Here is an 11,479-nt window from a genome sequence, read left to right as displayed (position 1 = left end):
TTCACGCCAGCCTCATGCTCCCGCAGCACCCCAATGATCTGATCCTCGGTAAATCGGCTTCGCCGCATCGCTCGTCTCCATCTGACGAGCTAACTTACCAATGGCATGAATTCTGGGGAGCAGGTCAGGATGTTTTTGCAGTTGGCGCAAAAGCGATGAGCGCCTGTGAAGAACCATGCGGCAACGCCTGCATCGTCTTTCTGCCCATTCGGACCAACTTTGAGCAGACGCCCTTCCTGCTTACCGCGGTACGTTGATTTGAGACGGGGAGTAGGTGAAGCTAGATCAAGCCAGTCCTCCGGATAGTCTTCTGGATCACCGGAGAAATTAGGCCCTTCGCCGATGACCGGCACGATATAGCCATATCTGGTTCCATCATCTTCAACTGCCTCCTTCGGCAGATCGTCGATCTCGCGCGGAATAATCGCGCCATCCGGAAGCATGGTAACGGGGTGATGTTCTTGCCCGCATTCTCGGCAAAAGTAGGTTGAGAACAGCCGCGCATCGGGATCATCGGGGTGGTATTTGTCGCCAGTGATCGACACGAGCCGGTTCGGCGCCGGACGCAACGTCGCGTAGGCGGTACCGGCGCCGGAAATGAATCGGTGCAGTTTGAAGGTGAGGAACGAGCGCTCACCGGTGCCGCCGCGCTCACATTCGGGAAGCCCGATGATGGCCAGCATCCTGGTGAGTCGATCCCTGCATAGCGCCTCGTCAAGGTTAGTGTCCGACGCGAGCAGCTTCGCCGCATCCGTCAACGTGATAGGCGGCCGGCGCTTGCATTTCAGGCCTTCTTCCAAGCCGATTCGCGTTTCAATCCAAACAGCGAGCGGATTGTTGAACAAGTCATCATCGGTAAGTTGGTCTGGGACTTCTTGTTGCAGGAAGCGTGCGAGTTCCGATCCTAGGCCGTCGGCAGTTCGTGACGGATTTGTCGCCCGCTCGAAATCCTCGTTGATGATATCGTGTTCGCTTACGGGAACGCCGAACAGTCGACTGCCTACCTCGGCGACAGCACGGTTCCGTTCGCCGTCATCATCAGCTGACGACATCGTTGCCGAAGTCCCGATACAAATGAGGCTGCCGCCGGAGGAAAGGCGCTGACGGACGCGCCGCACAAGCATGGCAACATCAGCGCCTTGTCGACCGCGATAGGTGTGCAGTTCGTCCAAAGCGAGGAAGCGTAGGCCCTTCGCGTTGTTCATCATCGCTTGATCGATATCGTCCTGCCTCGTCATTAGCAGTTCGAGCATCATGAAGTTCGTGAGGATGATGTCTGGATTTTCCTCAACGATCTGATGGCGACGCGAATCTTTTTCCTGCCCGGTGAATCGTGCAAACGTCGGCTTAAGATGATCGGGCAGGTCGCAATCTCGAATGTAGCCCTGCAACTCCTCCAGCTGGCTGTTGGCCAGGGCATTCATCGGGTAAATGATGATCGCCTTGGTTCCGCGTGCTGCACCTGCTCGTCGTCTCCGCACGATCTCATCGATAATGGGGATGAAAAAGCACAGTGATTTGCCCGAGCCTGTTCCGCTCGTAACCACGTAGCTCTGGCCGGTCTTCGCTTTAGCAATGGCCTGTGCCTGGTGCCGATACAGGCGAATTGGTTCGCGAGGCGTGCCTTTAGCGAAGATAGTCGCAAGTGCAGGATCGAGATCGCCACTAGCAACAAGATCCGTCACCTTCGGCCCGGAAAGGTACCGAGGATTAACTCCGAGCAGGGGCTCCGGCCAGAAAATTCCCTCTTCGTAGATCTTTGACACCTGTGCGAGCAGATCAGGCGCCCTTATGTTTGCGAACGATCGCGAAAAAGATTCGTAGGTTTTAACAACCTCTCTATCTAGATCGAAAACGTTCATTGCTTTCCCCCGTTTTAATCACTCTAAAGCGAAAATATTGAAAACTGCGCTTTATTCAAAATGGTTATAGGACTGCCGAAACTATCTGCCAAATGGCCAGCTATGTATGTATATTGATCTTATTGTACTCATCGTAACCTAAGCACGCCCCGTGGCCGACCACGCCCCAACTGGCGTAACATCAATCTTTGATTCGTGTGATAGAACTTGCGTTCGATGTGCGAGCAGCACGCCCACGGGCAACGGCATCGGTAAGGAAGTCGCTGAGCTCAGCTACGGGCTCCGTTTCCGCCCGATATGTCACGGTACGCCCAACCTTTTCCGATGAAACTAGCCCTGCAGCGGACAAGATCGCGAAGTGCGGGGTCATGCCATTTGGCGACATGCCGACCGCCCGAGCGATATCCCCTGCAGTCATGCCTTCAGGAAGTTTTGCGACCAGCTCCTGATAGACCTTCCAGCGCGTCGCCTGCGAAAGCGCGCTCATCACTCGCATGGCCTGCATCTTTTCCACTCCTATGCCTTACGCGCAGCGCTTCAACGGTCCAAGTCACCAGCACCAATTCCCTTACGCGCCGATAACCATACATTAATTCCGGAACTATTGAAATATGCTTTTGCGTTTTCAATATCGGGGTTGTCCGGAGGCCGTCGCCACTCAGGACATGGCGAACAGGCGACTTGGGAGCGAATTGTGGCCACGATGTTCAGCGAGGACGTTTCGACCAGTTCATCACAAGACGAGACAATATCTCCGGATATTTGCATTCTCGACCCACTGACCGAGGATCAGCCCGACGATGAGATCGTCGTCACAACGCGCCGTGCGATCGGCCGAGTTGCTTATGTGGCGGCTGAAACCGCGGCACGTTTTCAGCGCGATGCTGTGCCTTACGACCCGATGGCGTGGATGTTTGCGCCACGTGAGGTGTTCGATGGGGCGGCTGCGCTCGATGCGTGCCTGCATCGGGACGCATGCATTCGGGGCGTGGTGCTGCACGGCATCGGCCTTGGCCTCGACGTCGACAGAGCGTCTCTCGATATCCTGATGGCCGATGACGACGAGGGTGATGTGCCGCCGTACACTCACTACTATGAGGGGCGATCTCGAGGAGAGCATCGCCCGAAACCACGAAGCACGGGATCGAACGCCCGCTTGAGACTGTATACGGCGACAATCGTGGACACGCGCAACAATGTCATGTTGCAAGCCTTCCATGCTTCGCTAGCGCACAACGTACACGAGGTCCATGCACGCCTCGTTGGGCGCTTCGGACCCGATCTCGCGGATGTCGCTGACATCCGGTTGGGCCTTCATCCATCCTCGCCGCTCGTCATTTCTCTGGTGCCTCGCGCCACGGCGGAGGTGATCGTTCGAATGGGTGATGACGCATCGTCGCCTGCTGCCCGGACCTTTGCGGTCGACATTCAGCAATGCATTCAGGCCTGATGCGACCGCGCCCCTGAAGGGGTGCCTGAAACGTCGAGCCGCGAACGCGAATGCTGCGCGGCTTCAATCTGCCACTACATCGCGGGGACAAACGTCATGACTGCTATCACGGCAGCCGGTCGCGAAGGCGACGCCGGCGCTGAAGTCGTGCGCATCCTGCATCCACTCCGGATACCGGAGGGGGCAACAGGGGAAGGCACAGAACGCGGCCCATATATCGGTGTCGCTGTCGACACCGAAACGACGGGGCTCGATTGGCGCTCGGGGAGGGTAATCGAACTCGCGCTGAGGAGGTTTCGCTACGACCGGAGTGGCGTGATTACGCATATCGATCGCGCGTACGAGTGGCGCGAAGATCCTGGCGAGCCGCTATCACCGGAGGTCTCAGCACTAACTGGGCTCACCGATTCCGACCTAGCCGGCCAGGAAATCGACGTCGACGCCGCCACCCGCTTGCTGAACTCGGCCAGTTTTGTCGTTGCCCATAACAGTGCATTCGATCGGCCCTGGATCGAAGCGCGCCTGGACCGGGTACAAGATCTAGCCTGGGTCTGTTCGATGTCCCAGGTCGACTGGCGAAGCCGGGGCTTCGATGGACGTGTGTTGGGCTATCTGCTGGTCCAGAATGGCTTCTACCACTGCGGCCATAGGGCATCGGCCGACGTCGATGCACTCATCCAGCTGCTAAGACATCGGGATCGTGATGGTCGTACGGCCCTCAACGAACTAATTTCGACGGGTTCGAAACCCGGTTGGATCGTTCGGGCCTGTGGTGCCCACTTCGATTCGAAGGACCTTTTGCGCACGCGTGGGTACCGGTGGGCAGCAGACGCGAAGGTCTGGTGGCGAGAAGTTTCGGATGAAGAACTGCCAGCAGAGCGAAGCTGGCTTGCAGCGAATGTCTATTCCGCAGCGGCTCGGCCCGCAGCGCTCGGGCCCGACCTTGAGCGGGTGACAGCGAATACCCGGTTCCGTTGACCGCCCGCACCTCGATCTTGGAGATGACGATGAAGAAGAATCCTGCGCGCAATCTGCCCGTGTTGAAGGGAAATCCGTCCACCAAAGGTTTGCCTGCTCCGAAGACCGCGGGTGCTGTTGCGAACGCCAAAATCTCAACCAGTCCAGAGACAGAGGTAGTTTTTGAAGGACCCGTGACTCTGATTTCAGCCGCTACGTACCATGCGGACAACGAGTACATAGACAATGTGGACGTCTACTTCGTCGAGGGCACCACTCCACACAGCGACGGCCCTTGGCTTGGCGAAGCGGATAAATTGGCCTGGCGCGATCCCGCGACCGGTTTCGAATGCATCATGCTGCGCGATACGCACGGCGGACACCTCGGCGGTTATGTGGGGATCCCTACGACACACCCGCTTCATGGCTTCGATCACCGGGCTATTCCGGCGTCGTTGGGCATCTCGACGCATGGCGGCCTTTGCTACTCGGCAATCTGCGATGAAGGACCGACGCCAGCCAGACGCCCACTCGCCCGCGAGGCCCGAAGGATCTGTCATGCGCCGCGCACGGCTGAATACGCCAAAACCCGCCACGCGACCTCGTATCGCGTTCAGGATGCTCATGCGTGGTGGTTCGGCTTTGCCTGTAACCAAATCTACGACATCAGCCCCAACGACCAGCGTAGCCGCCGGCAGTTCCTCAAAGAGGAAACCAGAGCCGAATACCGCGACGATGCCTATGTCTTGCGCGAGATCCAGCATCTGGCTGCCCAGCTGAAGGCCATCGCAGACGGTGCTCCTATGCCGCAGCGAACCGGGCCTCCGCTTCCACCGATCGGGCTAAATCCGGCTGGGGGAGATTCATGATGCGAAAATCGCGACGGGATCGGCAGAATCTGCCTTGGGGATGGTGGCTGCGGGCGACCGATTCGGCATTCGAGGACCAAGATGGTCGCCATTGGAAAAGCGTCAGGCAGGCCTTCTGGGGAGGCCGCCTGAACTTTCCTTCTTCGCAGTTTGTACCCGAGCAGCTCGAGCTGCTGCTCCGTGTGCTGCTGCACCTAGATTGCGAGGCGAGCAGTTGGACCGAAGCCGGTTACGACCTGTTTGCCGGAGACTTCATATCTTGGCGATTTTACTGTTGCTGGCTTGCGTCCATCGGCCTCACGAGCACGGTTGATGGTACCGCGCCAACGGAAGCTTCCTTGACGGAAGAAGGGTTCTCTGTGCTCCTGATGCTCCAGGCTACTCGAGATCCCGATTGGGTCGATCTCCCGTTTTCGGAGATCGCCGAACTCGTCCAGGCATCCACGACGATTGGTGCGCCGGACGCACTGATGGCAGCACTTGCTGAATTTGAGCGTGGGGTCGGTCTTCGGCGCAACGTTTTCGCCCGAGAAGTGATAAACGAGGAATATCTCGTGACCCTTACCGGCTTCGAATCGACCGGCCGGATGCCGACCCGTCGGATCATTTGGTCGGCATCGTTTAGCAGCGCGGGACCTCGAGATGCCTTATTCGTCTGGCTGGCGAAGCGTGTTCATCGCTGGGATGATTGGGCCACCGTCGCGTTCGAGCGTGGGGCAGCTGCCCTCACGCAGCATATGTTCACCCTATTCCTGGCTGCAGATTCGCCGACAGCGGCGTGACGCGTAGATTCGAATCGCATTAAACGGTCGAGGTTACCGGCGGCGCCTGGGTACCAGAAGGTAGCTGAGGCGCCAGTAGCTTGCGTGCGAGGGACAAACCGCAATCTTGCGGTGCCTGCGCTTTCGGCAGGAAACCGTCGCTCAATGCAATTTTGAGCGGCTTTTTGTGAAAGCTGACAGCTGTTTGGATGCCCCGTGAGGATTCGAACCTCAATTGACGGAGTCAGAGTCCGTAGTCTTACCTTTAGACGACGGGGCACCGGAGCGCCCCCAATAACGGCGGAAATCTGCGGGTCAAGAGCATTTTCGCGACGCCGTGCGACAAAAGTTTTGTCGCACATGCGACATAGCTCAGCGAATCGCGGCATTCAGAAGCTCCAGCGCCTCGCTCCCACCGATCGCGAGGGCCGCGCCTTCGAAGGCGGCGCTCCAGCGTTTCGCGGTGGTTCCACAGCAGCTGTGGCTGCGCGTACCGACGCGATATTCGGGCACCACCCGATCGGCGATCTGGCAGCACCGACGATTGAGCGCGAGCACATCAGGCGATGCCGATGCTTGCTCGCGCTTGGCGATCTCAGCGGCGGCTGCATCATTCAGGCTCTGCAGGAACATCTCTTCCGCAACCTTGTCCATTCTACTCGTTCCCATTATGTTCCGAAACATGCGCCGAAGAATCGACCATCCCGAATTGCGTTTCCTGGTGAAGCGCGCCCTGCAGACCTTCCGGCCCTCGCTGCTGCGCGACCTGAGCCGGGGCACCCATGTGCGCGAGCGCGCGCTGGACGAAGCCACCGACATCATTCTGGAGCGGCTCGACCATCTGGAATACACCGCGCCGCCGCCGCTGCCGAACCATGGATAGAGTTTCCTAGGACGTCCTCCTCGGCGCGTGTGTTCCATGCTTCGATCGCCTTCCGCTGGGTATACTCGATGCGGTCTGGCATCTTGCTTTCGATGTGGAACCTGGGGCCGGAACAGGCGCACGTAGCGCATTCGATGAAATAGCCGGCGGGGAGATTCGGGCTGGCCATCATGGTGAAGAAGGCTATTTCGCCCTCGCCGCCACAAAACGGGCAGGGCTTAAGCGCAGTCATATCAGACCCTCCCGCCGCGCTCGCGGGCGCGCCACTGGCCGGGCATGCGCACCTCGACGCCGACGACGTTCGCGCACCATTCGGGGTCATCGTTGCGGCCCAAAGCGGGATAGGTCTGCACCAGCTCGCCCGGCGACATCGCCCGGAACTTCATGCCGTCGTCGTAATCTGCGACCTCGATCGATTTCGGCGGCTTGAGCCCGAGCCGGATAAAGGACCGGCGCAGCCGGTGGACCGAGTTGCACAGATCGAGGAAAGCCTCGTCCTTTTCGTTGCTGGTCATCCCAATGCCTCCTGTTCCCTGATGCGCTCCATGTGGCGGAGCCCGGTGGCGACGCATGCGATGGCGGCCGGCGTATTGCCGGGCATGTACACGTCCAGAATCGTCTTCTTGCCGATGACCGCGTGGCCGCTGAGCGCCGTCACCCATTCGGTTTGCGCGCCGGCGTCGCGATAGAACACCATGCCGGTGCGGCGGAGGTCGCGATATTGCACCTCGTCGATCGCCTCGGCCAGCTCGGGCTGCTCGCGCATGATCGCCACGGCCGAGGCCGCGTCCCGGGCCGCGCGGAAGCGGCGCTGGAACATCCATGTGGGCATGGGCTGCTCGGGCTTCTCGGGATGCGGGAAGACCCACCCGAACCCGCCGCGCCGCATCGCTGCTGTCACCTCGGCGTGGAGCATCGGCGGCATCGGCGCGTCGATTTCTGTCCCGGTTTTTTGCTGTATCAGACGGAAGCCCATCATGCGCCCGCGCGCGTCCACCAGCTGGGCAACGTGGCGCGGATCCGCGTCGGGGGGTGGGGTAATCTGCCGCCAGGCCATGCGGCCCATTCCCATCACGTCGCCCTGGCGCTGCAACGTCCAGAAGGCGAGGTCGATCGCCAGCGCAACGTCGAACAGGTCAAGTTCAACCGCAGCCTCGCGGATCGCTTCCCGGATATGCGGCCCCATCATCGTCCGGCGTGCCGGCGGTTCCGGGATGGTGACTTTCGCGGTGGCATTTTGGCTGACGATATTTTCGCTCATCGCCCAATTGAGCAACATGCGGAGAACGCGCAGCACGGCGCCGGTCTTGTAGGTGCTCTGCTTCATCAGTGCGGCGCGCAAATCGCGGACCAGCGCCTTGTCGATGCTGCGAACAGCCAGCATCCCGTCCTGCGCCCAATGCTCCAGCTGGCGCAGCCGGGTGCCGTATTCACGCTGCGTATTCTTCTTGAGGTTCGCCCATTCCTCGCTGCGCTGGTAGCGATCGACCAGCTCGCCGAAGCGGACGATGCGCGGCGGCGCGATCCGGGGCGCCAGCGTGTTCGGCCGATCGTCGCCGCTGCCCTGCCATGCTGCGACCTGGGCATTGAGCTGCACCGCCTGGGCGACCGCCTGCGCGTGATCGTTGCCGAGCTTCTGGTTGGTGAACCCGGCGACGCGGAGCCGCTTCGACGGCTTCCAGTGCCAGACCGAGCGACCGTCGGCGAGCTTCTGCTCGAACAGGAACGGGATTTGGCGCTTCTTAGGCATCGGCCCCGACCTCCGCCGGCTGCGCCGCGGCGCGCAGGTCGATCGCCAGCTGCTTCATGTTGGGCGGCAGCATCGCGGTGGTGTCACCCACATCGATCCAGCCCGCCATTTCCTCCAGCAGCCGGGGCGGTGGCGGCTGCTTCCCACCGAAGATCCGCTGGAGCGTGCGCGGGTTGACGCCGGTTATCTCGGCGGCCTCGGCGATGCCGCCGACTTCGTTGATCCAGATGCGGGCCAGTTTGCAGCGCAGCTTGTCTTTCGGGGTAGCCATGGATTCGGCCTCCTTTTGCCGTTGGGCGCGCGCAGGCTATTCCTGCGCGGGCTGGTTGTCGATTTCAGCGAAGGTGCGGGCGCCATCGAACGCTTCGCGTGACCATCGCCGGATATGATCGCCGTCGAACTGGACGTGGAGCATCTCCGGGGCGCCGCAAATCTCGACGGCCTGCGCCATCACGAAATTGATTGCGGCGGCGAGCGCCTTGGCGAGCGCGCCCGGGGCGATCTTTCGATCGGGATTGCCGCCGAGCAGGAGCTCCAAGATATCGGACGGGATCCGATCCGCCACCAGCGACAGCATCGCCACCGCGAAGACGTCGCGGGCAACGTCGTCCCGCGCCCGCTGGTTCGTATCGTCGTTCATGACTGCACCTCGAACGGCATGAAGGATTGATGGCCAGCGACGTAAAGCGGGTGCCGCGGATGGCCGAGCTTGGTCATGCCGAGGCAAACCAACCGCGCTCCGATGCCGCGAGCCGACGACATGACAGCCCTATCCCGTCCCAAGTGCGAACCGTGCGCGCCCCAGGCCGCCAGAACCGGGAGGCTATATTGCCGTGCATAGTCGATCATGCCGATAAGGTTGCTGTAGCAATCCGGGCCAATCGGGTCGCGGGCGGCAATCATGTCGGCCGGCGACGTGGCGCGGAAGGCGAACAGGTTCATGACCTTGATGCCTCCAAACCCGTCCCGCCGGGCAAAGCCGATGCACCGGCGGATAGTGGGATCGTCAATGCTGGCGTCCGCCGTGCTGGGGTTCAGCATGATGATCGGCAAAAACGGGGCACTCGCATCCCACTGGCGCAACAGCCAATAGCGATACAGGCCGCAATCTGAGATCAGGGCATCCTTCCGCATCGTCGGGGCGGCTTGATCGATTGCATCGAACAACGTCATGACTGCACACTCCGGAGGGCTGCGAGCAGGTGCAACTCGACCGCGTTGGCGATCCGATGGCAATAGAGCTTGCCGCTCTCGCATTCGTCCGCCCATGTCGTTGTAATAGGCCCGTTGAAGCGAGCGTTGTGGATCGCTTCGGCTAAGGCGCCCTTGTTCTCCAGCGCCTCCACCAGCGGCTTTACTGCTTCTGTGCGATGGCGGGCGGCATACAGCGGCGTTTCGGTCCAATCGCGGCCGGGTGCGGTGTTCCACGGCTGGCGTTCGATCTGCAAAGAGCGTCGGCCATTCTTTTCATACAACCATGCCACCGGTTGTAGATCGGCCTGTGTAACTTCAGCCATTGCTTTGCTCCTGATGGGTGGGGAAGAACTGGGCGCGATCAGCCTCGAACTGCGCGTCGTTCTCAGCGCGTTCCTTCGCGCCGATTGATGGGCAACCAGAAGGGTATCCGATCGCCCGGTCGTGCATGCGTTCATGGCGGAATACGCCATCTTCGATCAGCCCGGTCGAGGAGTAACGTTCGCCTGGGGTGATCTCGCCGCCGCAAAGATCGCAGTGGTAATACTTCCGCGCCGTCGATGCTCGATTCCACAACACGCGGATATCCGGGGCATCGCCCCGTTCGTTAGACATCGCTTCATACCAAGCGTCGAAGCGGCTCACCGGCTTTGCTCCTGATGGGTGGAGAGGGTGACGGGCGCGTTTGGGCAGACCGGGCCGAGCGCCAATGCAATTTCCAAGTCTGTCGCATGGCAGTAGACGCACTGCGCATTGCCGTGGTTTACCCGGCTGGGGCCCATCTTGTGGGTGGGTTTTGCGTTCTCGCCCATCACTTACCTCCCGCAATCTGCATGATCCGATCAATCATCGACGAATTCATAGGTTACGCTCCGCCCAGCAGTCGGCGCATTCTTCGCCAGCGTCGGGCCCGAGGTGTGGACACCCGATCGCGCGGCAGGCCCAAGCCTTGCGGCGCTTCTGCGCGCGGCGGCGGATACGGTGCGCCTGCACCTGAATGGTGACGAAAACCGCGACCAGCGCGACGCTGAGCGCGAGGCACAAAAGCATGAGAATTTCCATCGGGCTTCTCTCCGGGTCCGCGACCGGCAGCGCGGTGCTATTCGGCCGGCTCGATCTCTGCCCGCTCACCCATCATGGCGGCGGTGCGGTAATAGGCGGCGCGGGCATCGCCGGCGGCGCGTGCAGGCTTGCGGCCGAGCGACTTGACGATGTTCTGGCCTATCTGCCGCGCCAGCGCGGGCAGGCCGCGTTCCCGCGCCTGGCGCAATCCGTCGCGCAGGGTTTGCGGCACCTCCTGCCAGCAGCCGCTGCAGACGTCCTGCCAGCGTTCGCGCGCCCGATCGCAGCCGCGACGCTTGCAGACGTAGCGGCGCGCGGCCATCAGTTCAGCCGCGCGAGGCGCTGGGATACAATCCGGTCCAGCCGCTCGAACTCGATCCGCTCGGCGACGCCGAGGTGCTTGGCGTGCGGGCGCTTCGCATCCAGCTCGCGATAGCGCTTCATGATATCGGGGCGTGGCGTGGGCATCAGCTGCGCTCCCGTGCCAGCTGATCGGCGATTGCGTCGACGCTGTAGGCATGCAGCAACGCCTGGATGAGCGCCGGAACGTCGCGCAGTGGGACGTCCAGGCTGTGCAAGTGGGTGCCGGTGTCCTGCAGGACGCGAACGTCCCCCATGCCGCGGCGATAGGTGGCGTTGTAGACGGGCTTGCTCATCGGAACAGCTCCCGACGAAGGCGCCGGACAATGGG

20 protein-coding genes and 1 tRNA gene are annotated in these 11,479 nt (G+C 61.1%); 5 read left to right on the top strand and 16 right to left on the bottom strand.

Annotated features, from left to right (window positions below; translation table 11 throughout):
* Window positions 1-89 precede the first annotated feature (89 nt).
* Together S2M10_RS15155 and S2M10_RS15150 are read right to left on the bottom strand one after the other, a co-directional pair.
* The gene (locus S2M10_RS15155) at window positions 90-1,862 is read right to left on the bottom strand and encodes a DEAD/DEAH box helicase (RefSeq protein ID WP_168846813.1); all 1,773 of its coding nucleotides are present in this window, start codon (window positions 1,860-1,862) and stop codon (window positions 90-92) included.
* 181 nt (window positions 1,863-2,043) lie between these two features.
* Window positions 2,044-2,367 carry a metalloregulator ArsR/SmtB family transcription factor gene (locus tag S2M10_RS15150; RefSeq protein ID WP_247650838.1) on the bottom strand — a complete coding sequence of 108 codons (324 nt, stop codon included), beginning with the start codon at window positions 2,365-2,367 and terminating at the stop codon, window positions 2,044-2,046.
* 198 nt (window positions 2,368-2,565) lie between these two features.
* Between S2M10_RS15150 and S2M10_RS15145 the strand changes: the two genes are divergently transcribed.
* The 4 genes from S2M10_RS15145 (at window position 2,566) to S2M10_RS15130 (ending at window position 5,920) form a co-directional block, all read left to right on the top strand.
* Window positions 2,566-3,312, top strand: coding sequence for a hypothetical protein (locus S2M10_RS15145; RefSeq protein ID WP_247650837.1), 747 nt, complete (start codon window positions 2,566-2,568; stop codon window positions 3,310-3,312).
* Window positions 3,313-3,408: 96 nt separating this feature from the next.
* The gene (locus tag S2M10_RS15140) at window positions 3,409-4,290 is read left to right on the top strand and encodes a 3'-5' exonuclease (protein WP_168846811.1); all 882 of its coding nucleotides are present in this window, start codon (window positions 3,409-3,411) and stop codon (window positions 4,288-4,290) included.
* A 29-nt stretch (window positions 4,291-4,319) separates the two neighbouring features.
* Complete coding sequence (locus S2M10_RS15135; RefSeq protein ID WP_168846810.1) at window positions 4,320-5,138, top strand: hypothetical protein; 819 nt, start codon at window positions 4,320-4,322, stop codon at window positions 5,136-5,138.
* The gene (locus tag S2M10_RS15130; RefSeq protein ID WP_247650822.1) at window positions 5,135-5,920 is read left to right on the top strand and encodes a hypothetical protein; all 786 of its coding nucleotides are present in this window, start codon (window positions 5,135-5,137) and stop codon (window positions 5,918-5,920) included. The genes S2M10_RS15135 and S2M10_RS15130 overlap by 4 nt, the downstream gene beginning before the upstream one ends.
* 185 nt (window positions 5,921-6,105) lie before the next feature.
* Here S2M10_RS15130 and S2M10_RS15125 read toward each other — a convergent pair.
* Window positions 6,106-6,179 (bottom strand) — tRNA-Gln (locus tag S2M10_RS15125).
* 92 nt (window positions 6,180-6,271) lie between these two features.
* Entirely contained in the window at window positions 6,272-6,553 is a 282-nt protein-coding gene (locus S2M10_RS15120; RefSeq protein WP_168846809.1) for a hypothetical protein, read from the bottom strand.
* A gap of 28 nt (window positions 6,554-6,581) precedes the next feature.
* Between S2M10_RS15120 and S2M10_RS15115 the strand changes: the two genes are divergently transcribed.
* Entirely contained in the window at window positions 6,582-6,782 is a 201-nt protein-coding gene (locus S2M10_RS15115) for a hypothetical protein (protein WP_168846808.1), read from the top strand.
* A 233-nt stretch (window positions 6,783-7,015) separates the two neighbouring features.
* On the opposite strand, the gene S2M10_RS15105 is transcribed toward S2M10_RS15115, so the two are convergent.
* Genes S2M10_RS15105 through S2M10_RS15050 form a run of 12 tightly spaced genes read right to left on the bottom strand, consistent with a single transcriptional unit; the run spans window position 7,016 to window position 11,444 of the window.
* A complete protein-coding gene (locus S2M10_RS15105) occupies window positions 7,016-7,297 on the bottom strand; it encodes a hypothetical protein (RefSeq protein ID WP_168846806.1) in 282 nt (93 codons plus the stop codon).
* A complete protein-coding gene (locus S2M10_RS15100; protein ID WP_168846805.1) occupies window positions 7,294-8,532 on the bottom strand; it encodes a phage integrase SAM-like domain-containing protein in 1,239 nt (412 codons plus the stop codon). The genes S2M10_RS15105 and S2M10_RS15100 overlap by 4 nt, the downstream gene beginning before the upstream one ends.
* The gene (locus S2M10_RS15095; protein ID WP_168846804.1) at window positions 8,525-8,803 is read right to left on the bottom strand and encodes a helix-turn-helix transcriptional regulator; all 279 of its coding nucleotides are present in this window, start codon (window positions 8,801-8,803) and stop codon (window positions 8,525-8,527) included. The genes S2M10_RS15100 and S2M10_RS15095 overlap by 8 nt, the downstream gene beginning before the upstream one ends.
* A gap of 36 nt (window positions 8,804-8,839) precedes the next feature.
* Window positions 8,840-9,172, bottom strand: a complete 333-nt coding sequence (locus tag S2M10_RS15090) for a hypothetical protein (RefSeq protein WP_168846803.1) — start codon at window positions 9,170-9,172, stop codon at window positions 8,840-8,842.
* Window positions 9,169-9,705 (bottom strand): DUF1643 domain-containing protein, encoded by a 537-nt coding sequence (locus S2M10_RS15085; RefSeq protein WP_211091050.1) that lies wholly within the window; start codon window positions 9,703-9,705, stop codon window positions 9,169-9,171. Before S2M10_RS15085 ends, S2M10_RS15090 begins: the two co-directional genes overlap by 4 nt.
* Entirely contained in the window at window positions 9,702-10,049 is a 348-nt protein-coding gene (locus tag S2M10_RS15080) for a hypothetical protein (protein WP_168846802.1), read from the bottom strand. Before S2M10_RS15080 ends, S2M10_RS15085 begins: the two co-directional genes overlap by 4 nt.
* Window positions 10,042-10,371, bottom strand: a complete 330-nt coding sequence (locus tag S2M10_RS15075; RefSeq protein WP_168846801.1) for a hypothetical protein — start codon at window positions 10,369-10,371, stop codon at window positions 10,042-10,044. The genes S2M10_RS15080 and S2M10_RS15075 overlap by 8 nt, the downstream gene beginning before the upstream one ends.
* Entirely contained in the window at window positions 10,368-10,538 is a 171-nt protein-coding gene (locus S2M10_RS15070; RefSeq protein WP_168846800.1) for a hypothetical protein, read from the bottom strand. The genes S2M10_RS15075 and S2M10_RS15070 overlap by 4 nt, the downstream gene beginning before the upstream one ends.
* A 46-nt stretch (window positions 10,539-10,584) precedes the next feature.
* On the bottom strand, window positions 10,585-10,788 hold the full coding sequence (locus S2M10_RS15065; RefSeq protein WP_168846799.1) for a hypothetical protein: 204 nt from the start codon (window positions 10,786-10,788) through the stop codon (window positions 10,585-10,587).
* 37 nt (window positions 10,789-10,825) lie between these two features.
* Window positions 10,826-11,110, bottom strand: coding sequence for a hypothetical protein (locus S2M10_RS15060; RefSeq protein ID WP_168846798.1), 285 nt, complete (start codon window positions 11,108-11,110; stop codon window positions 10,826-10,828).
* Window positions 11,110-11,256, bottom strand: coding sequence for a hypothetical protein (locus S2M10_RS15055; protein WP_168846797.1), 147 nt, complete (start codon window positions 11,254-11,256; stop codon window positions 11,110-11,112). The genes S2M10_RS15060 and S2M10_RS15055 overlap by 1 nt, the downstream gene beginning before the upstream one ends.
* Complete coding sequence (locus tag S2M10_RS15050; RefSeq protein ID WP_168846796.1) at window positions 11,256-11,444, bottom strand: hypothetical protein; 189 nt, start codon at window positions 11,442-11,444, stop codon at window positions 11,256-11,258. The genes S2M10_RS15055 and S2M10_RS15050 overlap by 1 nt, the downstream gene beginning before the upstream one ends.
* Window positions 11,445-11,479 lie beyond the last annotated feature (35 nt).

Source organism: Sphingomonas sp. S2M10 (genome assembly GCF_012650175.1).
GTDB lineage: Bacteria > Pseudomonadota > Alphaproteobacteria > Sphingomonadales > Sphingomonadaceae > Sphingomonas.
This window is presented reverse-complemented; position numbering and strand designations above follow the sequence as displayed.

What these genes read in the sequence shown, in the direction of transcription:
- S2M10_RS15155 (WP_168846813.1), bottom strand. Translation starts at nt 1,862, where the DNA reads ATGAACGTTTTCGATCTAGATAGAGAGGTTGTTAAAACCTACGAATCT.
- S2M10_RS15150 (WP_247650838.1), bottom strand. Translation starts at nt 2,367, where the DNA reads ATGCAGGCCATGCGAGTGATGAGCGCGCTTTCGCAGGCGACGCGCTGG.
- S2M10_RS15145 (WP_247650837.1), top strand. Translation starts at nt 2,566, where the DNA reads ATGTTCAGCGAGGACGTTTCGACCAGTTCATCACAAGACGAGACAATA.
- S2M10_RS15140 (WP_168846811.1), top strand. Translation starts at nt 3,409, where the DNA reads ATGACTGCTATCACGGCAGCCGGTCGCGAAGGCGACGCCGGCGCTGAA.
- S2M10_RS15135 (WP_168846810.1), top strand. Translation starts at nt 4,320, where the DNA reads ATGAAGAAGAATCCTGCGCGCAATCTGCCCGTGTTGAAGGGAAATCCG.
- S2M10_RS15130 (WP_247650822.1), top strand. Translation starts at nt 5,135, where the DNA reads ATGATGCGAAAATCGCGACGGGATCGGCAGAATCTGCCTTGGGGATGG.
- S2M10_RS15120 (WP_168846809.1), bottom strand. Translation starts at nt 6,553, where the DNA reads ATGGACAAGGTTGCGGAAGAGATGTTCCTGCAGAGCCTGAATGATGCA.
- S2M10_RS15115 (WP_168846808.1), top strand. Translation starts at nt 6,582, where the DNA reads ATGCGCCGAAGAATCGACCATCCCGAATTGCGTTTCCTGGTGAAGCGC.
- S2M10_RS15105 (WP_168846806.1), bottom strand. Translation starts at nt 7,297, where the DNA reads ATGACCAGCAACGAAAAGGACGAGGCTTTCCTCGATCTGTGCAACTCG.
- S2M10_RS15100 (WP_168846805.1), bottom strand. Translation starts at nt 8,532, where the DNA reads ATGCCTAAGAAGCGCCAAATCCCGTTCCTGTTCGAGCAGAAGCTCGCC.
- S2M10_RS15095 (WP_168846804.1), bottom strand. Translation starts at nt 8,803, where the DNA reads ATGGCTACCCCGAAAGACAAGCTGCGCTGCAAACTGGCCCGCATCTGG.
- S2M10_RS15090 (WP_168846803.1), bottom strand. Translation starts at nt 9,172, where the DNA reads ATGAACGACGATACGAACCAGCGGGCGCGGGACGACGTTGCCCGCGAC.
- S2M10_RS15085 (WP_211091050.1), bottom strand. Translation starts at nt 9,705, where the DNA reads ATGACGTTGTTCGATGCAATCGATCAAGCCGCCCCGACGATGCGGAAG.
- S2M10_RS15080 (WP_168846802.1), bottom strand. Translation starts at nt 10,049, where the DNA reads ATGGCTGAAGTTACACAGGCCGATCTACAACCGGTGGCATGGTTGTAT.
- S2M10_RS15070 (WP_168846800.1), bottom strand. Translation starts at nt 10,538, where the DNA reads ATGGGCGAGAACGCAAAACCCACCCACAAGATGGGCCCCAGCCGGGTA.
- S2M10_RS15065 (WP_168846799.1), bottom strand. Translation starts at nt 10,788, where the DNA reads ATGGAAATTCTCATGCTTTTGTGCCTCGCGCTCAGCGTCGCGCTGGTC.
- S2M10_RS15060 (WP_168846798.1), bottom strand. Translation starts at nt 11,110, where the DNA reads ATGGCCGCGCGCCGCTACGTCTGCAAGCGTCGCGGCTGCGATCGGGCG.
- S2M10_RS15055 (WP_168846797.1), bottom strand. Translation starts at nt 11,256, where the DNA reads ATGCCCACGCCACGCCCCGATATCATGAAGCGCTATCGCGAGCTGGAT.
- S2M10_RS15050 (WP_168846796.1), bottom strand. Translation starts at nt 11,444, where the DNA reads ATGAGCAAGCCCGTCTACAACGCCACCTATCGCCGCGGCATGGGGGAC.